General features: G+C 41.6%; 20 protein-coding genes and 4 pseudogenes. 16 read left to right on the forward strand and 8 right to left on the reverse strand.

The window, feature by feature from the left end; genetic code table 11:
* Nucleotides 1-22 precede the first annotated feature (22 nt).
* Nucleotides 23-949: a hypothetical protein gene (locus CDC33_RS33225; protein WP_369694416.1), complete on the forward strand. Its 927-nt coding sequence runs from the start codon at nt 23-25 to the stop codon at nt 947-949.
* 171 nt (nt 950-1,120) lie between these two features.
* A complete protein-coding gene (locus CDC33_RS33230) occupies nt 1,121-1,927 on the forward strand; it encodes a P63C domain-containing protein (RefSeq protein WP_146195903.1) in 807 nt (268 codons plus the stop codon).
* 192 nt (nt 1,928-2,119) lie between these two features.
* Here the strand turns inward: CDC33_RS33230 and CDC33_RS33235 are convergent, their stop codons facing one another.
* On the reverse strand, nt 2,120-3,106 hold the full coding sequence (locus CDC33_RS33235; RefSeq protein WP_244919475.1) for a ParB/RepB/Spo0J family partition protein: 987 nt from the start codon (nt 3,104-3,106) through the stop codon (nt 2,120-2,122).
* Complete coding sequence (locus CDC33_RS33240) at nt 3,103-3,792, reverse strand: AAA family ATPase (protein ID WP_109012918.1); 690 nt, start codon at nt 3,790-3,792, stop codon at nt 3,103-3,105. Before CDC33_RS33240 ends, CDC33_RS33235 begins: the two co-directional genes overlap by 4 nt.
* A gap of 240 nt (nt 3,793-4,032) precedes the next feature.
* Here CDC33_RS33240 and CDC33_RS40820 point away from each other — a divergent pair, with 240 nt between their 5' ends.
* The 8 genes and pseudogenes from CDC33_RS40820 (at nt 4,033) to CDC33_RS33285 (ending at nt 9,498) form a co-directional block, all read left to right on the forward strand.
* Nucleotides 4,033-4,566: a hypothetical protein gene (locus CDC33_RS40820; RefSeq protein WP_244919476.1), complete on the forward strand. Its 534-nt coding sequence runs from the start codon at nt 4,033-4,035 to the stop codon at nt 4,564-4,566.
* Between the two features lie 51 nt (nt 4,567-4,617).
* Nucleotides 4,618-5,133: a hypothetical protein gene (locus CDC33_RS33250; RefSeq protein WP_109012919.1), complete on the forward strand. Its 516-nt coding sequence runs from the start codon at nt 4,618-4,620 to the stop codon at nt 5,131-5,133.
* Nucleotides 5,134-5,550: 417 nt separating this feature from the next.
* A pseudogene (locus CDC33_RS33255) lies at nt 5,551-5,730 on the forward strand (ParM/StbA family protein); the annotation flags it as partial.
* Nucleotides 5,731-6,308: 578 nt separating this feature from the next.
* A pseudogene (locus CDC33_RS33265) lies at nt 6,309-7,196 on the forward strand (reverse transcriptase N-terminal domain-containing protein); the annotation flags it as partial.
* Nucleotides 7,197-7,384: 188 nt separating this feature from the next.
* Nucleotides 7,385-8,035: pseudogene (locus CDC33_RS33270) on the forward strand (HNH endonuclease); the annotation flags it as partial.
* 166 nt (nt 8,036-8,201) lie between these two features.
* A pseudogene (locus CDC33_RS33275) lies at nt 8,202-8,933 on the forward strand (ParM/StbA family protein); the annotation flags it as partial.
* 2 nt (nt 8,934-8,935) lie between these two features.
* A complete protein-coding gene (locus CDC33_RS33280) occupies nt 8,936-9,226 on the forward strand; it encodes a hypothetical protein (RefSeq protein ID WP_109012921.1) in 291 nt (96 codons plus the stop codon).
* A 53-nt stretch (nt 9,227-9,279) separates the two neighbouring features.
* Complete coding sequence (locus CDC33_RS33285; RefSeq protein WP_109012922.1) at nt 9,280-9,498, forward strand: hypothetical protein; 219 nt, start codon at nt 9,280-9,282, stop codon at nt 9,496-9,498.
* 47 nt (nt 9,499-9,545) lie between these two features.
* Here the strand turns inward: CDC33_RS33285 and CDC33_RS40825 are convergent, their stop codons facing one another.
* Nucleotides 9,546-10,292, reverse strand: coding sequence for a hypothetical protein (locus CDC33_RS40825; RefSeq protein ID WP_244919477.1), 747 nt, complete (start codon nt 10,290-10,292; stop codon nt 9,546-9,548).
* 100 nt (nt 10,293-10,392) lie between these two features.
* Here CDC33_RS40825 and CDC33_RS33295 point away from each other — a divergent pair, with 100 nt between their 5' ends.
* From CDC33_RS33295 to CDC33_RS33305, 4 genes are all read left to right on the forward strand, one after another.
* Nucleotides 10,393-10,650, forward strand: coding sequence for a hypothetical protein (locus CDC33_RS33295; protein ID WP_109012923.1), 258 nt, complete (start codon nt 10,393-10,395; stop codon nt 10,648-10,650).
* Between the two features lie 95 nt (nt 10,651-10,745).
* The gene (locus CDC33_RS33300) at nt 10,746-11,255 is read left to right on the forward strand and encodes a hypothetical protein (protein WP_181374294.1); all 510 of its coding nucleotides are present in this window, start codon (nt 10,746-10,748) and stop codon (nt 11,253-11,255) included.
* A gap of 188 nt (nt 11,256-11,443) precedes the next feature.
* A complete protein-coding gene (locus tag CDC33_RS40830; RefSeq protein ID WP_244919478.1) occupies nt 11,444-11,833 on the forward strand; it encodes a strawberry notch-like NTP hydrolase domain-containing protein in 390 nt (129 codons plus the stop codon).
* A complete protein-coding gene (locus CDC33_RS33305; protein ID WP_244919557.1) occupies nt 11,830-13,335 on the forward strand; it encodes a strawberry notch C-terminal domain-containing protein in 1,506 nt (501 codons plus the stop codon). The genes CDC33_RS40830 and CDC33_RS33305 overlap by 4 nt, the downstream gene beginning before the upstream one ends.
* Nucleotides 13,336-13,498: 163 nt before the next feature.
* Here CDC33_RS33305 and CDC33_RS33310 read toward each other — a convergent pair whose 3' ends face one another.
* Nucleotides 13,499-18,709, reverse strand: a complete 5,211-nt coding sequence (locus tag CDC33_RS33310; protein WP_109012924.1) for a hypothetical protein — start codon at nt 18,707-18,709, stop codon at nt 13,499-13,501.
* A gap of 46 nt (nt 18,710-18,755) precedes the next feature.
* Here CDC33_RS33310 and CDC33_RS33315 point away from each other — a divergent pair, with 46 nt between their 5' ends.
* A complete protein-coding gene (locus CDC33_RS33315; RefSeq protein ID WP_244919479.1) occupies nt 18,756-19,286 on the forward strand; it encodes a hypothetical protein in 531 nt (176 codons plus the stop codon).
* Nucleotides 19,287-19,366: 80 nt separating this feature from the next.
* Here CDC33_RS33315 and CDC33_RS33320 read toward each other — a convergent pair whose 3' ends face one another.
* Nucleotides 19,367-19,726: a hypothetical protein gene (locus CDC33_RS33320; RefSeq protein ID WP_109012925.1), complete on the reverse strand. Its 360-nt coding sequence runs from the start codon at nt 19,724-19,726 to the stop codon at nt 19,367-19,369.
* A 247-nt stretch (nt 19,727-19,973) separates the two neighbouring features.
* Nucleotides 19,974-20,387 (reverse strand): hypothetical protein, encoded by a 414-nt coding sequence (locus CDC33_RS40835; RefSeq protein ID WP_244919480.1) that lies wholly within the window; start codon nt 20,385-20,387, stop codon nt 19,974-19,976.
* An 82-nt stretch (nt 20,388-20,469) separates the two neighbouring features.
* On the opposite strand from CDC33_RS40835, the gene CDC33_RS33330 reads away from it, so the two are divergent.
* Nucleotides 20,470-21,276: a P63C domain-containing protein gene (locus CDC33_RS33330; protein WP_109012926.1), complete on the forward strand. Its 807-nt coding sequence runs from the start codon at nt 20,470-20,472 to the stop codon at nt 21,274-21,276.
* A 70-nt stretch (nt 21,277-21,346) separates the two neighbouring features.
* Here CDC33_RS33330 and CDC33_RS33335 read toward each other — a convergent pair whose 3' ends face one another.
* Complete coding sequence (locus tag CDC33_RS33335) at nt 21,347-22,591, reverse strand: ParM/StbA family protein (RefSeq protein ID WP_109012927.1); 1,245 nt, start codon at nt 22,589-22,591, stop codon at nt 21,347-21,349.
* A 7-nt stretch (nt 22,592-22,598) separates the two neighbouring features.
* On the reverse strand, nt 22,599-23,093 hold the full coding sequence (locus tag CDC33_RS33340; RefSeq protein WP_109012928.1) for a hypothetical protein: 495 nt from the start codon (nt 23,091-23,093) through the stop codon (nt 22,599-22,601).
* Nucleotides 23,094-23,121: the final 28 nt, after the last annotated feature.

Here is a 23,121-nt window from a genome sequence, read left to right on the forward strand (position 1 = left end):
TTCGCGTTGCTCCCACCGACTACTGGCTTTACGCATCAATATGCAAAACGTCATTTTCGAGAGGTTTGAACTACTCTTGAGCCAGCAGGTTGAAGCAGCGATCGCGGCTGGTGTCTATGAGATGGGTGTGGAAACTTTACGGGCTGAACGGTTTACTGTTGAGAGCCAGGAAGCTGTGTACACTCACCCTGCCACAGGTAGCGTCACCAATTACTTGAAAGTACAACGCACCCAGAAGAACAACATTAAAACTGCTGACGAGATGTTAGAGTTCGCCACTCAATATCAAGGAAGGCTCATGATCAACTCCAAGTCTGGTAATGCTGCTGTATCAATTCCGACGCATAGTATCTACGACGCTGATGGTGGAGTTGTACCAAGAGTTCTGTTGGTTCGCCCACAGAAAGAAACTCGCGTACCAGTCCAAGACTTGGAATCTTCCACTTGGCGGCAGGTTTCGGCTGACACCTTTGCTGCTGCTTGGTCTACTGAAGTAGACGCATTGCCCAAGTTCACAACCGATTATCTGCACTTAGTCACCGGTATTTTGTTGCCCATTTGGAAAATCTTGCCGCAGCAGAATAGTCGAGTATTCCGACTACAAACCAGCGATGGACAAAAGATTCTCGGTCGGGTGGTGAATGCTCACGACATTCAAACCGTGCGCGAACAACTTGGACTAAGGAACCAAGTGCTTTCTCCAGAAGAACTTGTCTCACTGGTACTCAACGAGAGATATACACAGCAGTTGCCAGGTGGTGCAACCTTGCGACGTTCTTTCGTTGCTAATGAAGCTCGCATAGAACTGGTTAATACTATCTCACTGGCAGAGCGACTCTTAGCTGTGGGTTGCTTCACCGAGATCATCAACTGGCAAAAGCGGGTATTCATTCCAGTTTCAGACAAAGCACCAGCTATTCTAGCGGCTGTGATTGAAATCTTGGGATAACTCTCAACCTCAAAGACCCAGACATTTAATCTGGGTCTTTTTTTACTCTCACAAAAATTAATAAGCTAATCGGTATTGAAGCTGAAATCCAGGCATAACACTAAGGGAAGTGCAATCTACCATGCAAACGCTCCGCGAGAAATTAATGAAATTCTTGTGGAGAAAGCAATCATGGCTAAGAAAGGCTTCACACCCGCCCAAGCCGTTGAGTTGTACATCGGCAACTATCGGTTTGATGCTATTAGGATTGTTGAAACGAAAGAGTACCGGATGTCTCAAAATCACATACTTGAGACAATAAGTATAAATAAGAACTGGCTGACCAGGTTACAGTTTAGCCGACGCCGTGTCTACAAAACCCTTATAGAGCAAGGGTTAAATCAGGTTACACTTTCTGCGGAATATACGGTTAAAACAACAGTAACACGTGCTATAACGTGGTCACTAAGAGATGCCAGAATAATTTGGCGTTACTTTGACACAAAAGGAAATGCACAAGCTCGGAGGTTAATTGATGCCTTATCTGAAGATTCACTCATCAGCAGATTCGGTCAAGTCTGGGGTGAACGACGTACAGTCGAACAGCGACGCATCGATGATTGCCGCATCCTTGATACCCCGCGTCCTTGGACAAAACTTTTTGAAACTGAGTTTGAGGAGAATCTAGCACGGATAAGCAAGCCGCATAAAAAGCATATACAAAATGGCAAATACTATTGGGAGTTTGTCTACAACTGGATGACTCCAGAAGAAAAAGCCAAGCTCGATATCGTTAATCCAATTTTGCCTAACGGGAGAAGGAAGTACAAAATACATCAAATGCTGTCGAAAGAAACAAAGGAGAGATTATCTCCCCATGTGATATCAGTTCTGGTTCTGATGAAGTCGGCTAACTCGGTGGCAGAACTGAGGCGGCTGGTGCAGCGGCAGTACGGAATAGATCAGCCTAATCTGTTTGATGGTTGGGACATGAAGTAGTTAGTGTGAATTTGCGGTAAGCTGACAATACCTTACCGCAACCAAGTTGCATAATGATGTGATTGAAGCATCTGTATCCGGCTATGTTCAGAAGACATCTATGTTAATAGTGGGTTTGTCACAGTGCGTTGCAATTGCTCGATACTGCCTGAGTTTATTGCTCTTGTCTTACTACTAAGTCCACTTCTGTTTTCAATTTTTGACAATCGTTTCAAGCTGACTAAGCAGATTCTCTAGCTGTTGAGTTTTTTTCGGATCACTCCAAAGCATCTTGTTTTTCTTTGCCACCTCAATCGTGTTAATTAAGCGTTGTTTCAGGCTTACAGGTTCGGACTCGGACAGTGCTTTTTTACTACCATTCAATGCTTTAACTCGTTGCTTGATTTCAGAAAGGCTAAGGGAATTATTGATAGCTTCTTCTAAAACTTTTTGCCTGCTATCTTTGTCTTTGACACTAGCAATCAAAATTCCTTTAGTGTAATGAATTTTACCTTGACGAATAGCATTCAATATCTCTACTGGTTTTTTAAATAAGGGAAGTCTAGTTGCAACGAATGATTGCCAAGTAATTCGCCCGAATGAATTAAATACCTGTTGAACAAGTTCAGCTTCTTGACTAACCAAAACGTTTTGGTTAACAGTATTTTTTGTGGCGTTGTTCATTCGATAAAGAAAACTAACAACTTGCTCAGTTTCGTAGCCCAGTTGAATTTCAAGCACTCGCAAAGTGTTGTCTAATTCCTCTAAAGCACTAAAGTCACGGCGATTTGTATTTTCTGATATCGCAGCATAAAAAGCGGTTCGATCATCCCAATCAAAAACCTTGACTGGTATATCTTCCAATTTTAGTATCTCTGCTGCTTTTAATCGCCGAAGTCCTGCAACCAACTCATATTTTTCAGATTGAGTGGGATGGGGACGTACCCACAGAGGAGAACGAATTCCATTGGGTTGAATATCATTTAGCGCCCATTCTTGTAGCTCTTCTAAATCATAGTAATGTCGAACTGGCTTGCCATCTGGAATAAATGTGAATGTACAAACAATTGCGTTGTGCGGAATGATTTGTTCTTGAGCTACTGACGCTATTTGTACAATTTCCTGAGTAGTGGCTTGTCCAAAGACAAAGTTCAGTTCTTCATTGTTAGCAATATTATCCTTGAGTTTTCGTCGAGTCATGATTCTGATTCAAATAACTTCAAAGCTTCTGTTAGGATTTTGACGTAAGCACTTGCCGCCGCTTTAGGAGCTTCTCCCTTCATACGAAATACTGTACTACCTTGTCCAGGTGCATCCTTGATACACTGACGGTCAGGAAGGGTAGTATTAAGCAAAGGTATAATACCGCTTTGCAAAGCTTCTCTAGCTTCTCGTAATAAAATAGTGTTGTCTTTTACTGCATTTAGATAAAGCGCTGCTATCGGCAGCCCTCCTCGAATTTCCTTTGCTTGACGTACAAATTGTACAATTTTACCTGTACTTGCTAAATCGATCATGGAGTCCCTGCAAGGAATAAGTACTAAATTAGAACGGATCAAAATTGCTTTTGTCACCTCACTTGCATTTCCTGGTCCATCAACAATTACAACATCATAAGACTCTGCTAACTTTGGAAGTTCGTCAAATAAAACCTCTGGATCACCAATGACCTTACAAGGCAAGTTCAAATCCTTCAACCAACTTGATGAGCTTTCCTGCCCATCTGCATCAACTAAGATAGTGGAATGCCCCATCTGGGTAAACCAATCAACAGCATGAACTGCTCCTGTTGATTTCCCTGCTCCACCTTTCTGGTTAGCAAATGCCAAAATTTTAGGAAGCTTTTCAGATTTGGTCGTAGTTTTCGCCGGCTTGGATTTTACCATAGGAGCAATTCTCACTTTGCAACAATTGTATTAGTCTTCATAGAATTATCATTTCTAAGATAATTTTCAAGTATTCTTTTAGAACAGATTCAGCAGAGTATCTATTATCAAAAAAGTCAATTAACCCAAATATATGGCTTGATGTTATCACTGATTCAAAATAAAGAATAAAAATAAAGTTAACCAAAACGTTTTGGTTAAATAAAACGAATATAAGTAACCCCCCTGACAGAAAGACTAATGAAATCTACCGAGCGTCCATCTAAAACACCAGAGAAACAAGAGCCAAAGCTCAACGGTCAAATTTCCAAATTTAGCCCTACCCCGGCTGATGACAATTTGCCGAAAGAACTCACAACTGACCAACAGCCTGTCCATGCCCCTGTTAAGGAAAACCCCCTAGAGCCGCCAAAAGTTGAGCCGCAGGTGACTGGCAAGCGCAACAAGAAAAAAATAGATTCACCACCAGCAGCCAAACCTCATATACCCTTCCAAGACCGATCCGAAGAACCAGAATTACCGCCATCACCCTGTCAGCACATGCAATTCCTGGATTGCAACTTGGAGGTAGGACGTGTGATATTCGAGTGCTATCACTGCCAGCAGGGGATAATCAGCGAGTACACCGGGAAACCCGTAGTGGGCGAGTACAAAGGACGACCTTCAGTGATTTTCACAAAGGTAAAATGCCCTAACTGTGAGCAAACAGCGATTAGGCTGCAAGCAAGGGAAGTGCTTTCGATTACGGCGATACCTTCCCCTTGGCAGCAATGATGGCACACAACCTCTTGAAGAATGATTGGTAAGAGATATTAACGATTGATAATGCAAAAGCTGAGATTTTTACCCTCAATAATAACTGCACTAACGGCACTGACACTAACTAGTTGCAGCACTACTACTGTTGAACAGTATGAAGCTACAGCACTCACGAGTTACACCTGGCAAGTAAAGTATGCGAATAATCTAACTAGTCAACCACAGCCACGCATTGAAACCTTTGCTAACACTTCAATGTTGAATCGGAATGGATTGAAACCGCCAGGAGCAGTTGTTGGCCCAGATGACCGGGGGCTATGGTGGCCTACTTTGCCGGTGCGACCAAGTGTTGATGAAGTTGAACAACACAAAAGACCTCAAGAAGAGGCAGGAAAACCTGAATTGGTGAAAGACGTAAAGTACAAACTGACCTACGGAGTGGGTAATACTCAGCAGACGCTACCTACTAATTATGATGTTTATCGGCAAGTAGCAAAAGCTTACCCCCAAAAAACTCCTTTGGAATTGACTTTGGGTGTGAATGGTAATTCAGTAGAGAAAGCTGAACCTGTAAGCAAGTAATAACGCACTCGTTACATAGTCAGCAAGAAGTTAAAGATCAAAACTGAATTGCTTTTCAACAAAAAATTGATAGTAAAGTATAAATCAAAGAGTCAACGATGATCTAAATTAATTTCTGCTGCATTGATAAAAAGATTTCAAAAAATCATGATGGGGGCTATATAGGGGCTATATATACCCCAACAATAGCTCAAGACTTTGGTGATATTTTGACTCCTATATAGGGTGCATATAGGTGCTATATGGGGTATATTTGACTGATTCATATTTTGTACCCCACTTAGCCCCCAAGGGGTTATGATAAACTCTTGAGTCTGGATCAAGAAGGGGTAGTTATTTTATTTTTCTCTCCCCCACTCCCCAAAATTATCTGAACAGATAGCTTTCACTTTCTCAAAGTGTATTACCTTTGTCTTTATGTCAAACATTCACACGTTGCAAAAAATTTTTCCTGCGGGTTTCGATAACGGTTACGGAAGCCTCAAACTTTTAGTCGAAGGGTTTGAAGTAGTTCGTGTGCCGAGCTATATAACTAATGCCGAGATGGAAGATGTTCCAGGACGGGTAGTTTTTAACGGCACTGCTTACACAGTCGGAGCGCGGCTCGTTCTTGGTAGGAGCCTCTAGAAACTAGAGGGGTATAACTAAGGTACAAAACTAAAGTCACTTTAGTTTTTGTATAACTGTTCTTTTGATGTGAGTGATACCAAGTAACCTAGAAAGGTAAAGTCTCACCCTTGAGGATACAAGTGACTCCCTATCTGCCCACAGTGAGTAGACTCGGAATTCTACAGGCTGAAGCTGGGAACAGGACGCAATCAGAGCCTAAGCAGGAATGGCACACTGGCGTTAACGGGGAAATGGCATGGGCAAACAAGTCCTAGAAAAGTGTCTCAGTGTAAGGCTGCAACCTGGACAAGAAATGCAGACCTCATCCTTTCACTCTCACAGCATTTTTCAACAATAGCTGTAATATCCGAGAGAAGGATAGACAAACTGGACTGCCCTAAACCATCAAACAATCAAAAGAACGGAACGAGTAAAAACGATATAAAGGTCTAGGGAAAGGTCGAAAAACCCTAGTAGGTAAGACGAGGTACGGAACTCCTTTATATCGGGTAGGACAGAGCGTAACTGCTCTGAGGTATTCAGAAAACGCTTTCTTGGAGTAGAGCATGATTGGACGCAGTATAAAAACTAGCGAATCTTGGAAATCATTACCCTGGAAGAAATTCCGGAAGAACCTTTTCCGCTTACAAAAAAGAGTGTTTAAAGCTGTTCAAGTTGGAGACAAGCGCAAGGCTAAGTCTCTACAAAAGCTTATTCTGAAATCCTTTGCAGCTAGGTTTCTGGCTATACGTCAAGTAACACAGCTAAATGCTGGCAAAAAGACTGCGGGTATTGATGATAAAACCGCTCTAACATTTGAGGAAAGGTTCAACCTAGAACTGCTCCTCAGACAGCCTTGTTGGTATCACAACAAACTTAGACAGATACCAATTCCTAAGAAAGACGGCTCTATCAGATATCTCAAGGTTCCTACTATTGCAGATAGAGCTTGGCAGTGCCTAGCAAAATACGCTCTAGAGCCAGCACACGAAGCAACATTTCATGCCAATAGCTATGGATTTAGAACTGGGCGCTCCGCCCATGATGCCCAAACGCAAATATTTGAAAATCTCAAAAGCACCGTTAACGGAATCAACAAAAGAATCCTTGAGCTAGACATAGAAAAATGCTTCGATAGGATTAACCACTCAACCATAATCGACAACCTGATTGCCCCCAAAGGCTTAAAACTAGGTATATTCCGATGCCTCAAAGCCGGAATAACACCTGAGTTCCCAGAACAAGGTACATGTCAAGGTGGTGTGGTAAGCCCATTATTAGCCAACATCGCTCTAAATGGTATCGAAAAAGTACATAAGTACAAGAATCAAGACCCAAGACACTCCGACCCATGCGTAAGATACGCAGATGACATGGTGTTCTTCCTAAAACCAGAAGACGATGAAAAGCAAATACTTGACAAAATTTGCCAATTCCTAGCAGAAAGAGGATTAAAACCCACCTTCCGCACCCTAACTGTCACAAAGGTGTTTTCACTGTTTTTTAGAATAAAACAAAGCTAGTTTATATACTTAATCTCCTTGTTTTAACTGAGATTAAAAACTATGTCAGCATAATTTTTAGCTCAAAACCTGTCAAAAGTTAAGTGATTACCGATTGTGACACTCTGGGTGCGGAATGTGGGTTAAAAGTAAGCGAGAAAAAGACAAAGCTAACCGCTTCGACAGATGGGTTTGACTTTCTCGGCTGGCATTTCGAGGTACAGCGAAACGGAAAATTCAGAAGTATTCCCTCAGAGGATAACTTCAAGGCTTTCCGCAAGAAGGTCAAGAAAATCGTCAATAGCTCGAACTATGGCGCTAGGGTAAAAGCTGCAAAGCTTGCCCCAATAGTCAGAGGATGGAGAAACTACCACAAATTCTGTAAAATGGACGCTTCCAGATTTTCACTATGGAACATGAGCCACAGAGCCTTCCAGGTATTCAACAGGGAAACAAAACTTGACCGCCACACTAGCCAAGTACTGCTAAACAAGGCGTTCCCATCGGTTCCCTACTCCGAGAACCGTCACATCAAAGTTAAAGGAAATAAATCACCTTATGACGGAGATACAGTTTACTGGAGCAAACGCAACAGTAAATTATATGACGGCATAACCTCAAAACTATTAAAGAAGCAAAGCCATACATGTGATTACTGTGGTATGAAGTTTACAAGTGAAGAACGAGTACACTTACACCACATTGACGGTAATCATGATAACTGGAAAGGCTCTAATTTAATAGCAGTCCACGAAAGTTGTCACGACTACATCCACATGAGCAAAAAGGAAGTAGAGATTATTAATTCTTCTCAATCACAAAATCTCGTAACTAAGAGATTGGGAAGGGGAGATAAAGGAAACTAACCTTAAGAATATCGGAAGCTGGATGCAGCGAAAGCGGCACGTCCAGATTTAACAGAGAGGTGCGAGGGGTAATATCCTCCATCGACTCTACCAAAATAAAATCAACAACGCCCTCTTAACTTTGTTCGGTGCATTAGCACATCTGCCACCCCGTAAGGCTTGGCATTTAAAATTAGTCGTCAGCTTACATGATGTTGGCTTGGCTGACAAATTGCAAAAAGTACTAAGTGGAGAATATCAGCCAATACTAGCTGGTAAACAATCAGACGTAAAAGTAGAAGTGCTAAAAGTTGTACTAGAAGGGATGGGTGCATTATTCGGGCATCCACTACCGAAAAAACTAACCATTTTAGACTTTGGCAATGGTACAACCCTGTATTCTCGTTACAACCGGGGTCAACGAGAAGTTCACACCGCCTACCCCATAGGTGTAGAAGTTCTCATCGATGATATTTCCCAAAAGATGAAATATTTAAATGGTGGAAAAATTGGGGATGCTTCCAAGATTCGGTTTTGTCTGGAGATGGGGCATACGAGGTATAGCCGTGACATCGATATCAAAGATATATACAGTGCGTGTTTGAAAGACTGGTATGAAAAATACTTGAAGAAAGTGGTGAATCTGACACTTGATGCCAAGCACCAGGGGGATGAAATCTGGGCGATAGGTGGAGGTTGCCTGTTACCAGGATTTAGGAAACTGTTAGAGAAGAACGGGTTTAAAATCCTGGAGAATCCAGTAGAAGCCAATGTCTTTGGGCTTTTAGAGATGGCAAAAACTATAAGTAGCAAAAATCCAACAAGTACATCTGGGAAACTATAGCAATGGCAGATAAACAAGATTTAGCACCGGAAAAAGTTCGCCTCAAAGATAACTACCGAGAGCGGATATTTGCAGAATCGCAAAAATTAGATAAAAGTTACCTGGACACGCTTTACTTTATAGTTGATTGCTATTTTGTTTTTATCAAAGCTGGATTACCTGCACAACTTGTAACAAACACACCGATTAATACGGAGTCAAATCAACTACCCTCAAGGACTTCAACTCCAGTTATAGAGGAGAAAGAGGAGGATTCTTCAGGGGAAACATTCAGCCTTGATTTTGATTTGTAGCTGTCAAATAATTCCGTGTTGACTGATTTTGTGAGATTTACCCAAGCAAAAACATGCCAGTTAATTTAATAATTTTAGTTGCGGCGGTGATTGTCGCTTTGATAATTTTCAGGGCATTACTGGATTTATTGAAGACATTCCTCAGTACAGCAATCGCAATTGTTATCATCGTGATTATCTTGAAGGTTTTAGGATTTAGCCCACAAGACCTGATGCACGAAATTGTTAACCTACCTCAAATTATCAACCATTTGCTCGGTGGGAACAAGTAATAATTGCACTATGTAGTTAGAGATTTGCTGACCTCTAGTTGAAAACTTCATTCCTCTTCATCCTCCTCGTCATAATCCTCATCGTCCTCGTTATATTCAAAATCCTCATGACCATGTTGTTCGTACCATAAGCGTTCTTCTTCAAGAGCTTCTTCTCTCTCTATTCTTTTCCTTTCGGCCATTTCTGCTTCAAAGATTTCTTGCTCCAACTTTTCTTGTTCAAATCTTTCTCTCTCCAGCCTTTCTCTCTCTTGGGTTTCTTTCTCGACCCTCTCTTTCTCAATTCTGATTAATTGTTGCTCGGTGCGATAACAGTAGAAATCCAAAGTCTTACCTGTGGCTGCACCTGTTACCGCTCCACCGACCAGAAAGATGAGTCCAGTTTTCCAGCCTTCAATGGGATTACCGCTCCATACAAGGCTTTTTTGGTTGAACCACACCAATAGGGAGTAGACAATAATCCCAACTACTGTATTAAGGAGAGCAAAAATTCTTGGTGTTATTTCAGTCTGGCGGAGAATCAGCCATTGTCCCAGGCAGAGGATGATACCAAAGACGACAGCAGCGATGGCACTCATGACAATATTATCTGGGAACTTGAAGGGATCAAGTCTCATGTTAATAATCAGTGGGACAAATATGAACGCACAGAGGAGAAAGCCGATGAATAGGCCAGCAGCGCTTATTAGGCTCCAGTAGCGACCCAAATAACCAAGACGGAATTCCAATATCCACTCTTGTACTGGAAGCATTGTGACGTAAAATGCCATTCCTGCACTGACGTAATCGAGCATTGGCTCAAGTTGTACCCGTGTGTTTAGCGTATTTTACACAAGTTTCTAGGATATCGCTTTGCGATGAAGAGAGTGAAAATTATTGAACTAATACATCCAAATGAATCCGAAACAATTAGAATCCTCCATTTTTGAAGCTGTTTCTGACGCGATTGGGAAAGAATGGACAATTGAAGAAAAAGAGTTGATTCAGAATAACTCAGAGCTACAAAATCACCTAAAAGAATGGCTAAATAATTCCTTAAGTGATACTTGTTGGCATCAAGCCAATTACAAAATAGTCCGAGATTTAACCTCTTCAAAGTTCAGCCGTACCAGAGATTTATTTGATGACGAAGAAATTTACATTCCTTTTTAATTTCAAACCTCTCGTATTCGGCTCGTACTTAATTGCCAGACGAATAGCGCTTCGCGTAACTTTTGTGAACATTACAAAAATTTCGGAGAAATACAATGGATATCCAATCTACACTTACCCAAGCTATTGAAGTTATTGTTATGAGCTTTGTTGCTTTGATGATTTTCGATTTCGTGGACGGACTTTACGTTGTGCCATTACCACCTATTACAATTGCACAATCAAGTGCCAATAGAGAATCCACAGTAACAGCGACTCCATTTGAACCACTATCTACCAGTGAACAACTAGTAGTCGAACCTCAACAAATCCCCTTCGTTGCATCACAGTTTGAGGAAGTTTCCGACCCCTGGACATTAGAATTAGAGCCTCACAACAGTTCTACCGAAACTCAACCAGTTGTACTCCAATTCCCCTCACTAAGGCTACTACCACCAGCAACAAAAGTACAACCGAAATCTAAAGCTAAAACCGCCAAAACTACCAAGCTCAAGTCCACTAAAACTACCAAGACCCAAACCACTAAAGGAACCAAGCAGTCCTTGACTAAACCTACTGTGACTGAAGAAAAGAGTAAATCTGGTACGTCCAAAAAGGCTGCTTAACCACAATTGAGTTTGAACCACAGCGATCGCAGATGAAGCGGTGTGAAGGCGTAACGTCCCACTTCATAAGCGATCGCTCAACTTTGTATCAGTGAAGGTGTTGCGGCTACGCCAATTTTTCATGAAAATTATAATTATATGAACCTATCCCATTCACTGAAGGAATTTTATTCGTCACTTACTCAACTTTGAGATCGCAAAAAGGAGATAAAAGTCGGCTCAAACAAATGATTGAGTGGGCTGGCTCCAATTTCGAGGGAGCGATCGCCTTTGATGAGTGTCATTCAATGGGCAACGCAATTGCGCAAGAGGGGAAGTTGGGAATGATCAAAGCATCCATGCAGGGCATTATCGGTTTACGGCTACAAAATGCACTACCTCTTGCACGGGTTATCTACGTGTCAGCCACCGGAGCAACAAAAGTCTCAAACTTATCTTATGCAAATCGTCTAGGACTTTGGCAGACTGGTGACTTTCCATTTACCTCCCGTGAAGATTTCGTGGAATCCATTGAAGTCGGGGGCATTTCGGTCACAAACAAGTTGCTGAAGTCACAGGACGGAGCAAAAGGGTACTGAAAGACGAAGCTGGACGGTTGTTTGTGGATTCAAGAGGTAATGGTGCAAATATTGCTGAAACCACGGCATTTATGTCAGGTGAGAAACAAATCCTCATCTTCAGTGATGCTGGTGGCACTGGTCGCAGTTATCACGCTGACTTAAATGCAGTCAATCGAAGACGGCGATCGCATTACTTACTAGAAGCTGGATGGAGAGCAGACAACGCAATTCAAGGTTTGGGACGCTCACACCGTACTAACCAAGCATCTGCACCAGTGTTCCGACCTGTAACGACCAATGTGCGGGGTGAACGTAGATTCATTTCTACCATTGCTAGACGGCTGGATAGTCTCGGCGCACTCACTCGTGGGCAACGGCAAACTGGTGGCAATGGCATATTTGATACCAAGGACAATCTAGAGTCGAACTATGCTGAATATGCCTTGTATGAATTGTTTAAGCAGATTTTCCAGGGTCGGTTTGCTCAAGTTCCTTTAGGGACTTTTGAGCAAATGACGGGATTATCCTTAACTTCCCATGAAGGCGGTATGAAAATCGACCTCCCACCACTGCGACAGTTTCTGAATCGGCTGCTGGCTTTGAGAATTGGGATGCAGAATGTGATTTTCGAGAGGTTTGAATTGCTATTAAGTCAACAAATTGAAACAGCAAGAGCCGCAGGGGTGTTTGAGGTTGGTGTAGAAACTCTCCGGGCTGAAAGATTCTCTGTTGAGAGCATTGAGCCAGTTTATACACACTCTGGCACTGGTAGCGTCACCAATTACCTGAAGATAGAACGTACCCAGAAGAACAACATTCAAACTGCTGCTGAAGCGGTTGAGTTTGCTACACATCACCAGGGACGGCTGATGACCAACTCTAAGTATGGTTATGGCGCAGTATCTATTCCCACTCACAGTTTATTTGATGCCGACGGTGGAGTAATACCACGGGTTTTACTCGTTCGCCCACAGAAGCAAACTCGTATCCCCCTTGACAAACTGGACGATTCTACTTGGAAACAGGTTTCGACTGATGAGTTTGTCGCCGTATGGTCGAAGGAAGTAGATCAGCTACCCAAGTTTACCACTGACCACATTCACTTGGTAACAGGAATACTTCTACCAATTTGGAAGGTACTGCCACAGCAGAACAGTCGAGTATTTCGATTGCAATTAAGTAGTGGAGACAAAGTACTGGGTCGTGTAGTGAATGCGGAGAATATTCGTGCTGTTGCTGAACAATTGGGATTGAGGAATAAGCTTCTAAGTCCAGAAGAATTAGTTTCTTTGGTGCTTAACGAGCGTTACTCGGAACAGTTACCGGGAGGTGTAACTATGCGTTGTTCATTGGTTGCAAGTGAGAAGCGGATTGAGCTAGTGAATGCTTTATCGTTGGCTGACAGGCTTGTGGCTGTTGGTTGTTTCACAGAAATTATTCAATGGAAAAAGCGGGTATTCATTCCAACTAACGATAAAGCACCGTCAATTTTTGCTGCTGTGATTGAGATTCTTGGATGAAATTTAGTAGCCACTCGACAAAAGTGGCTACTTTTTCGATCTTACCATCCCACTTTCAACTCCAAATAAAAAACCTGTGCTTGCTCTAGATTAGCTGTCTCCATAGCTTTTTTATTGCTGAAAATGGCTATTTTAGGTTGAAGAAGGCAGGAGGCAGATAAATCTATCTTTGTAAGTCTATTTGTTGTGTTTGAGATTTAGCTAATATTTTATCAATTTGAGTATTAACATCCTCAAAAGTTTGCAATATCTGTGGAGTTAGTTTATTAGTCTGCACTCTCCCTGATTGCAAGTTTAAAATTACCTCCCCATTTTTCTGCGAAATAGTTAAATCTCTCTGCTGGGTATTGAAAGCCAAGTCATAAATTTTTCCAAGAAATTGAGTGCCATTTTCATTAGACTTACCCCAGATCATGCCAATCCTTTGAGCAATTTGAGTCAGCCGACTGATTCTTTCAAGCTCAAATGTATCTTGATTCATTACTGTCAACGCTTCGGCTGATAATTGCTCACCAGACTTTAACTGATTGGCCACTTCCACAATGCGCTTTTTGTAATTTTCCGACTTCCCTAACTTATCTGCGGTATTGTACCAATTTCTCAAGTCATCAATAGTAACTGATTGAGGTTGGACTTCTTGGTTGGCTACGGCTCTGTTTTGTGCTTCAGGAAACGGGACTATAAAACCCTCCACATAATCCCCCAAGGGTTCAAGATGTAGTCCCCAAACCTGCTGTTTTTCGGTGAACAGTTCTGCTAATGCCGTGGGTGAGTGCTTTTCCATGTCAGCCCATTGCTGTTGATAAACGGGGTCAGCAATCATATCAGGTGTGATTTGATACTGCTTACCGACTCGAAAGGCGACTTGCTTATCAATACCTGTAGCTAGAGCAATATCACCCTCTTTAAATCCATACTGTTTGTAAGGTTGATAAGCTCTAGTGGTATGAGTCCGACCATATCCTCTCATCGCATCAATACAAGTGTTTACTGGTATTGGATTAGTGTTACCATGCATCATTAAAGGGTAGTTCATCGGAATCGGTTTGCCTTTGATGACAGGAGGGGCGACATTTTGAACCTCTTGGTTTGGGTGGAATTGAGCGCTTTGTTGAGGCGGGGACAATGCTGATTGAGATGGAGGTTTCAAAAACTGTGGTCGTGTGGCAAAGGAGTTAACTCTTTGTTGATAGTCACTATCCGATTCAATAATTGCCCCAAATTTATTGGTCATGTTCTCCAAACTTTTGGGGGGAATTGAACTGCTGACTAAGTGAAATACTGCTAGACCTTTTTTAGTTTCCCTAATAACATCTTCCATTGGTACTTGCTCCCACTTAACTTTTTGAGCAGTTAACCATTTAGTCACAGTCTCAGCTTTCTGGTTGTCAACAGCCAAGCCCATGACTCCAAGTTTTTTGTTTGATTCTGTAGAAAATAAGAAAGTAGGACGCTCTTTAATATGATGGAGAATTTTCGCACTACTCTCAATCATCTTTTGTTGTTCAGAATTAACCGATTGAGTCCTAAAAGCCTGAAATTCCTTCGTCCACTTCTGGGGATATTCAACGGTATTAGGGTCAATTTGAGCGCAAATAACAGAGAAATTACTTTGAATAATAGCGGGGGCTGGGGTAAGTTTTCCGGTTTTGAGCAATCCAAGTTGTCTGAGCGCGTCTTTGTCTTTTTTGAAGTGCAATACTCCCAAGGGTTCACCATTCAAAAATACAGCATCTCTAGTTTTAGAAGCTGAGGTTTCGATAGTCAGTTTTCGGTAATCTTGATCATTGAATGTCTGACCAGAAAAATCATAAAAGTTGATTTTGTTGATTTTGAGGAGATTTCCATTGGGAGACTCACCCAGGACAAAAGCTTGATCTCCTGTCTCAGAGATTGACGTGAGCTTTAATTTTAGGGGATTACCATTTTTCAGGTAATCAACTTGTTTCAACTGTTGGGCAGAATCACTGTCTAACTCCCCTAATGTTTTACCATCTAACTTAATTTTTACTGTTTTGTCAGTCACCGGCACAGTGCCAAATTCTAAGTTTACGGGTTCGGCGTTAAAAACAAGTCCTGCGTAAGAGAAGTTCTTGAGTTCACGGATAGTAATTTCAATCGGTTCGTTTCCTGGTAGCCCAATAGTTGCTGATGCTGTGGCAGGTTCTACCCCAATGAAATTAGCTTGAGCCTTTGTACCAATTGGTAACATTCCAGCCCTGGTTTCGAGCATGGCGAATTCTTTATATTCGCCGTCACTATCCTGGACAAACATTAGCCTGGAAACGTGGCGTTCATGCCCGACTGGGTGGTGGCTAGCCCTAATTTCTATCGGGTGCAAATCATCCTTGTTCCAGTCTCGACCTAAAAATTGATTCGCTTCATTATTCAGTGTGACTAACTTCGGTTCAGTAAATTGCAATTTATCTAAGCGAGAAATAATCTCATTGGGGAAAGCAGCGAAGGCGAAATTAGAGACTTTTTTAGCGTAGACGCGGAGCGGCTTGTCGCTAGACATCGCCTGGGGGTTTGCGTTTTCTTTTCTTGCAACTTCAAGTTCATCTTGGCGGGATGCACAGATGTTCCAAGCGGCGGCGGATAGAGCAAGTTTTTCTGACTCTGGGATCTTCGAGGAGAATGCGAGAGCCGTCTCCTGTGCCTTGTCGAACAGTAATTTAGTTTGGCTTCTAGTAAGTTCTGGTTTTAGTTCTAAGAGTTTAGCTCCCTGCATGGTCATCCCCGATTTGAAGTTGTGGTCAGTCACAGATTGTTGGCTAACTGTCCCCAGGTTCCGGTAAGCGGGTTTTCCATCCGAACCTTTCTCACCATTGATTTGTGCAACTGCTAGTAATTTGTGGGGGCGTTCTTTAGTTCGCCATTTCTCTGGTATTTCGTCTAGGCGAATGTTCAACGTTTGGGCTTTCCAAATCAGAGGATGCCCGTAACGGGTGAGATTGGTAATTTCGAGTTTTGCTCCCTGTGGAGTTTGGGCAATTGCGGATGGCCCTTTCTCAGTTTCACGCCGTTGGGACATCCGAACCGCAGCGTTGAATTTCAGATCGAACTCGTACTTCGCGGCGATCGCTGCAAATTTCTGCTGTGGTGTAAATTCTACTCCTTTGAACAAGTCTTTAAACTGAACGATGGGGCGCGATTCTAATTGTGATTGCTGGAAATATTTATTAGTTTGATTAATTAATAATTCTACAGGAGAGTAACCAGTGGGAGTAATGCCAGAGTTTAAATAAACTGAACGTGATTTCTTATCTTTAATATAGTTAACATCACGATATAAGTAGCGGCTGTTTTCCCTGATTTTATCCATCTCAGGTTTTTTAGCACTTTTGAATAAATCAACCGCTATTTGGTTTTGATAACACCCTTCTTCAATCATTTCTCGGTACATCAGGCGATTAACATCCATCGCCTGCTGAATAATATCTGGCGTTCTGTTAGGATTCTCTGCTAGGGCTACAACAGATTGCATGAAAGGTTTGTACTCTGCTCTAATTGGTTTGGGCTTCTCGCCATGTTCCTGTTCAAATAAACTTTGATAGTGCTTAGATACTTGGTCTAAATAAGTTGACTGTTGTTCTAAGTTACTGTAAGTTTTAAGTACCTCAATTTCCGATTCTAATGCCTCTAGTGCCGTCACTTGATTGTTGATTATGCCCACGCTGATGCTATCACTCATGTGGATAGCGATTTTTTCAAATGGGGGCTGGCTTCCATCTTCTAAATAAAATGATTGTTTTTTGAGCTTAACTGTGGGCGAATAGGCGTTTTGGGGAAGATTTCTCCGCTCTGCTTCTGCTGTTAAATTGGGATATAAGCTAGCTCTTACTACACCAATGCAGTCACCATCGTAGTCTCGTGCTTGGCGTTCTGATTCGGTTTCTGCTGGATCTATAAAATCAACATCAATCCCTCGTGCTTCTAACTCTGTAATTCTCGCTTGTATGCGCTTGTGGTCTTCGTCATTGACTACAATTATGCCTTTGAGGTCTTTACCATCTGGGCCAAGTCGATCCTCAACATATTTATTGTCAGAAACACACAAACCATTAGAATTAAGAAAAGGAGAGCGGAAGTTAATAACTTTTTCTTGCTCATCAAGCCAAGGAACACAAATTTCACCATTCTTGAGTTCCTTGGATGGAATAATCATCCCTCGGTCAAAAGTAAGCGTTTTTCCCAGAGCGATATCTCGCCATTGGCTCTGTACAAACCGACTTAATTCCTGTTTAACTTTTTCCGTTTCTAATAACTGCTGATGACCCAATAAGTCAGCTTTGATGAGTTTGTACATGAACAAGTCATCTTTAGTACTCTCGTCATCTAATTCCTCATCTGCATCTAAGTCATCATTTGTCCTTAAGTTTTTAACATCGGCTTCAAGGCTAGTGACTTCTCCTATTTTTAATTTACCTTGGTTCAACGATTCTTTGCGTTTTTCGTATTTTTCACAATAGTCAGCAGCAAGTTTCCTTGGGTCATCTTGAATAGAGGCTAATTTTTCAGCTTGTAGCTCTAATTCTTCGGCAAAATCTTTAATTCCTTGAGGGAAAGATGCCAAAAGTTGAGAAATAGACATCTGACCTTGCTGAGATTGTCCTTTTTCGGCTAACCAAATATTTTGCTGATGTAATCCTGGCTTAATTTGAGGTTTAGTCGCCCCTGTTGGTCTATCCTTATCTGTTCCCTTAAAACTACTTACAGGGAGAATTATGTCTATTTTTGGTTTGTTATTTTGATCTACATATTTGATTTCGTCTAGCCTGTATGGTCGGAGTGTTCCTTTGCCAAAACGATATTTAGTAGTATCCTCTCCATTTCCTTCTACCCAACCGAATCGGTGCTGGATAACACGGTAGCTTTTATCTTGCTGTGATTCTCTTGAAGTGAGCTTATCATAAAGTTGGGTTGAAATCTGCCCATAACAGTCACCAACTAATTTATATGCTAAATCATTTGATAATATTCCTCCATTTTCACCCCTGTTGTCAGTAGAATCATCTACTACTAGAATATTTAGCCGTTCCGAAATTGCATTTTTACAAGCTCCGAGAAATATTGAACCATAAGCACCTCTGTCTTTACTATCTGGACAAATTTTTTGAATAGTTTCTAAACATTCTTTTTCTCCATAAAGTAAGCGGGTCTTAGAAGATAGTAATAAAATATGTCCATCTGGATGATTTCTTAAATCCTCGTCTGTACTGTATTCATCTGAATGTCCAAATGAAAACTTTTTATCAGGAAAGTAAGATTCAAGTAAAGTATTACTGAGCTTTTCGGTTAAAATAGTTCTACGGTCATCTGTATAAATCCATTGGTTAAGCCTGGGGTCAAAATGTTTTAATTCCAGTGTCATGATTTTAAAACTTAATGAAACTTAGTTAATATCTTGGGAGGTTTTTATGTCAAGAATTAAGCGTTGGATAAATATGCATAAAAAAGAATTCAATGCAGATGGAAGCTTGAAAAATGAAGCTCGGCAAGAAATGTTATCTGTGGGAATGAGTAACGAGGCAATTGATGATTATGCCTCTAGACTAAAAGCAAGATACGACGAGTGGAAGCACCTAGACGAGACTGACCCAGAGCCGTGGCCAATCTACACAGCCTACGATTTCTTCACTGAACAAGAGAAAAGGGAATTTAGCCCTGATGGTTCTCTCAAACCTGAATATTTAGAATACGCTCAAAAAATGGGCTTTAGTGAAGGTGCGCTGGAACAGCTTGAGTGGCGTAAGAAAATGGAAGTTGATCATTACAACAAAGTGTCTGCTAAACACGCAGAACAAGGTATTAACTTTGGTGAAGAACGGATGAAAGAAAGGATTGAAGACAGCAAAACTTACGTCCAACGTCGGCAGCAGATGGAGCAAGACTTGCGTAACTTTGAGGATGTTGACAGTCTGCCTTTCGACAAGGACACAGCATATTAGGCAGAAGCGATGCCGAGTGAGTGATAATATAAGCTGAAAGGTTTATCAAACAAAGCTTTCAGCTTTTTGGTAAAATCCTTTTAATGGGGTTGAACAGCAGGTGGGTTGACAACAGCCGCAGATGGTTTAACAGAGCGAAATGTCCCATTGAGAAAGGCAATCATTCCTAAGATGGCAAAGGCTGTAATGATTACTCTTTGCAATGAATTGAATGCCGAGCGTTCTTTGATTACTTCAGCCCACATCACTTGCAGTTGGTCTTGTGTTGTTTGCTTTGAAGCTAAATAATGGAGAGCTTCAATACAAGGGGATATGTCTTCCCCTTGTTGAACCTTCTGATACAACAGATTTTCTAGTCGCTCTTTCTGTTGAGGGATAGTGAATGAGTCTGTTGACTTTTGAGGGTGTGTACCGTTGTGGGTTGGTAATTGTAGTGTCATAGCTTTAGTTCAAAGTTGGAAAAAGGTGTAGAACAAATATTTGAAATCAGAGAAAATGTTAAAGGGTACTAGGTCAGGGGAAAATTCTATCCCTTTCCCCCTTATCCTCTTCCCTTCCTCCCTGATTCTTTTTTATAAGAACTACACCTCTAGAGCATGTGAAAACGCTAACTAATAAGCCAAAGTTTAGGTCTTCTATTCCCAAAAAATCAATAACCAGGAGTCTACAAAAAAATCGTACTTTTGGCTAAATTTGGATTTCCATGTCTTCTTCACTAGAGGATTGAAACTGGTTTTGTTTCGAGGCAAGCACTGATGGTTGATTTGGTTGGAAGGGACTTGTGCCGTCATTGAAGATTTCTTGTGCAAGTGTGCGACCATCCCCGTCAGTATCGCTCTCCAAGATATATCCTGCAACGTGTTTAGGCATTCCTGCTGTTATGGCTTGCGCTAGTAGAGCAAGAGTAAATTCTGGTGATGCTTCACTCTCGCTCAAGACTTGCAATACAGACTCAGCATCAGCAGTAGTCATTTTGGTAATATCTTTAACTCCGGCTTCTTGCCAAACGTCATCAAAAAATTCCACTGAACGCTCATCAAAACTTTGAGACGCAGCAAATTGGGCTAGCTGTTGGGTATAAAGTTCTTGGTCGTTATTCATATATTTATGAGTCGTGATGGAGCAATTTAATAGTTGAATTCAGCGCTGCGCGAAGAATTAATGAAAATCTCGCACAGCTATCATGGCTAAGAAAAATTTTGCCGCAGCCCAAGCAGTTGAGTTGTACATCGGCAACTATCGGTTTGACGCGATTAGAATTGTTGAAACTGAAGAATACCGGATGTCTCAAAATCAAATTCTTTCAATTATAGGTATAAATCGTAACTGGTTGATCATGTTACCTTTGAAGTCACCTAAACTGAATGAAAAGCTTACACAGCAAGGCTTAAATCATGTTACACTTCCTGCGGAATATACTGTTAATGGTGTAGGAACTCGTGCTGAAACGATATCAATAAATGATGTCAGAATCATTTGGCGGTATTTTGACACGAAAGGAAACCTACAAGCTCAAAGGTTGATCGATGCACTTGCTGAAGACTCACTTACGAGTAGATTTAATCAAGTCTGGGGTGAGCAACGCACGATTGAGCAACGCCGGATAGATGATTGTCGCATTCTGTCTACGCCCTGCCCTTGGACTAAAATGTTTGAAACTGAGTTTGAGGAGAATTTGGCTCGGATTAGTAAACTGCATAAAAAGCACATCAAGAATGGCTTGTACTACTGGGAGTTTATTTATAGCTGGATGACACCAGAGGAAAAAGCCAAACTTGACATTGTTAATCCTGTTCTTGAAAATGGGCGAAGGAAGTACAAAATTCATCAAATGCTTTCCTATGAAACAAAACAGAGATTATCCCCACACGTCACATCAGTGCTGATTTTAATGAAGTCAGCCAATTCGGTAGCAGAACTGCGGCGACTGGTGCAACGACAGTATGGGGTAGATCAACCGAATCTGTTTGATGCCTGGGATGTTAAATAATTAGCTTGAATTATGCGATCGCTCAGAGAGGAAGCCAATTCTCATCGGTGCGATCGCACTTCATAATTTTTCAACTGTTCAAAGGTTGTTCAGCCTCACGTTTTTTAGCGTATTCACGCAATTGGGCAAGGCCAGAAGTAGGGGTAGAGGGTCGTGGTTTATTGGGGTCAGGGACTAAATCTTGTTTGCGGTCGTAAGCAAAGTTCTTGTCTAGCATCAATATATAAGTAATGTGCGCCGTCCAGACATCAGCGACGCGCTCACCAAGACCCTTAGTATCAAGAGGAGCAGGGAATTGTACGCCGCCATTCCAAACAATGGGAGTAGCTTCTTTGTGGAAGTGGTCAGTTAATTCTTTTTTGACATACTCAGCAGTCCCGCCACAAATGAGAATTTCATCTAGGACAGCAATATTTCTAATCCAGCGAACAAGAGCGCGGCAGTACTCATCACGAATTGAGGGGAGAACTTTTTGAAATAAATTTAAATCAAATTGGACACCTTCAGGTGTGGCTTTGCGGGACAAGGGACGAAAAGCATCAAAGTTGCCCTTGGCTGCTGCGAGGATTGCTGTGATTAAACGTGAATCATTTTTTGACAAACCAACAGCAGTACGCTCAACAAATGAATTGATTACCCAACTCATGCCTAAATCAGTAGATTCGCTCTTAGCTGGATTACCTTGAGCAGAAAGAGCAAAACTAGCATTGCGATAGCCCAACATAAGGATTCCAACATTTTTTTGAATATAGGTTTTGCCAAGAGTACGGCTACGATAGGTGAGAATGCCACTACCTTCAGCAGCAACACAAAAATTGCGTAACTTGCCCTTCAAACGACCATTAGGTGTGAGTATTCCAAGTTTGAGAATTTGTTTTAAAGAAGTTGTCAGATTACGGGCATCATTGACTTCCCCAGGTGGTAACAAGATTTGAATAAAAACATCAACATGATTATGGTTTATACCGAACTTTTGGTAAGCCATTGATAAAAGACCAGCAATCTTGGGAATGGCATAGTGATATTTGTTATCTCTAAGCGCAGCACTACCAGCAAAGACTTCTTTGGCAATTGTACCTAAGACATAATATTCATCACCTACGCCAACCCAGGTACTAATGTTTTGAAAAGTTTGTACAGAAAAGCTGTTAATCGAGTCAATTGATACATCTGCAATTTCCGGCGACATCGCCAGTACACAGGGAATGCCATCAGGATAAATTTGAGCAATCGCTTTGACTTGGCTACCACCCAAATCACAGGACAAAACTAACTTAATCCCAGGTTTGACTTGGGAGGAATTGGGAGTGTTCATTTTTTTCCTAAATTTTTGCTGGTTCGACACTAAAGGCTTTATTGGCTTGGATCATCTCTTCGGTCAATTCCAAATCCATCAATTCCTCGTCTTCATCTTCAGTTGCCATGTCGGTTTCAACTTGGGATGAGTACGAATCCTCATTGGATAGAGAAACTGGGGCTGTGTCTATTACAGGTGTTGTCTTGAGGGAAGCAACTGGGACAGTAGTAGGCAGTTGCGTAGAAATAGGAGAAACAACAGAACCTAAACCGCAAATCTCACGGATGGCAGAGGCTTGGGCTTCTAATTCATTGATTGCCCAAATAGCAACTTGCCTTAATTCTTCTCCCACTACCCCTTGGGAATATAAAGCTAATGGTAGCCAATGTTTAAGGAGTGTGGAAGTAATTAGCTCTGGATGCTCTTTATCTAAATAGAGGGGATTCGACTTGAGGTAATTAATTACTTTACCTTCCAAACTATCATTAGAGCGTCTAATGGAAACTCTTGTTTCGCTCATGTTGGTTGTAAAAACTTTTAATTGCTTT

This window comes from Nostoc commune NIES-4072 (assembly GCF_003113895.1).
In the GTDB taxonomy this organism is placed as follows: domain Bacteria; phylum Cyanobacteriota; class Cyanobacteriia; order Cyanobacteriales; family Nostocaceae; genus Nostoc; species Nostoc commune.

Coding starts and splice junctions, on each gene's coding strand:
- CDC33_RS33295 (WP_109012923.1), top strand. CDS start 10,393: ATGAATCCGAAACAATTAGAATCCTCCATTTTTGAAGCTGTTTCTGAC.
- CDC33_RS33235 (WP_244919475.1), bottom strand. CDS start 3,106: ATGACTCGACGAAAACTCAAGGATAATATTGCTAACAATGAAGAACTG.
- CDC33_RS33335 (WP_109012927.1), bottom strand. CDS start 22,591: ATGAACACTCCCAATTCCTCCCAAGTCAAACCTGGGATTAAGTTAGTT.
- CDC33_RS33250 (WP_109012919.1), top strand. CDS start 4,618: ATGCAAAAGCTGAGATTTTTACCCTCAATAATAACTGCACTAACGGCA.
- CDC33_RS33330 (WP_109012926.1), top strand. CDS start 20,470: ATGGCTAAGAAAAATTTTGCCGCAGCCCAAGCAGTTGAGTTGTACATC.
- CDC33_RS33280 (WP_109012921.1), top strand. CDS start 8,936: ATGGCAGATAAACAAGATTTAGCACCGGAAAAAGTTCGCCTCAAAGAT.
- CDC33_RS33285 (WP_109012922.1), top strand. CDS start 9,280: ATGCCAGTTAATTTAATAATTTTAGTTGCGGCGGTGATTGTCGCTTTG.
- CDC33_RS33300 (WP_181374294.1), top strand. CDS start 10,746: ATGGATATCCAATCTACACTTACCCAAGCTATTGAAGTTATTGTTATG.
- CDC33_RS40825 (WP_244919477.1), bottom strand. CDS start 10,292: ATGCTCGATTACGTCAGTGCAGGAATGGCATTTTACGTCACAATGCTT.
- CDC33_RS33230 (WP_146195903.1), top strand. CDS start 1,121: ATGGCTAAGAAAGGCTTCACACCCGCCCAAGCCGTTGAGTTGTACATC.
- CDC33_RS40835 (WP_244919480.1), bottom strand. CDS start 20,387: ATGAATAACGACCAAGAACTTTATACCCAACAGCTAGCCCAATTTGCT.
- CDC33_RS33315 (WP_244919479.1), top strand. CDS start 18,756: ATGTCAAGAATTAAGCGTTGGATAAATATGCATAAAAAAGAATTCAAT.
- CDC33_RS40820 (WP_244919476.1), top strand. CDS start 4,033: ATGAAATCTACCGAGCGTCCATCTAAAACACCAGAGAAACAAGAGCCA.
- CDC33_RS33320 (WP_109012925.1), bottom strand. CDS start 19,726: ATGACACTACAATTACCAACCCACAACGGTACACACCCTCAAAAGTCA.
- CDC33_RS33240 (WP_109012918.1), bottom strand. CDS start 3,792: ATGGTAAAATCCAAGCCGGCGAAAACTACGACCAAATCTGAAAAGCTT.
- CDC33_RS33310 (WP_109012924.1), bottom strand. CDS start 18,709: ATGACACTGGAATTAAAACATTTTGACCCCAGGCTTAACCAATGGATT.
- CDC33_RS33340 (WP_109012928.1), bottom strand. CDS start 23,093: ATGAGCGAAACAAGAGTTTCCATTAGACGCTCTAATGATAGTTTGGAA.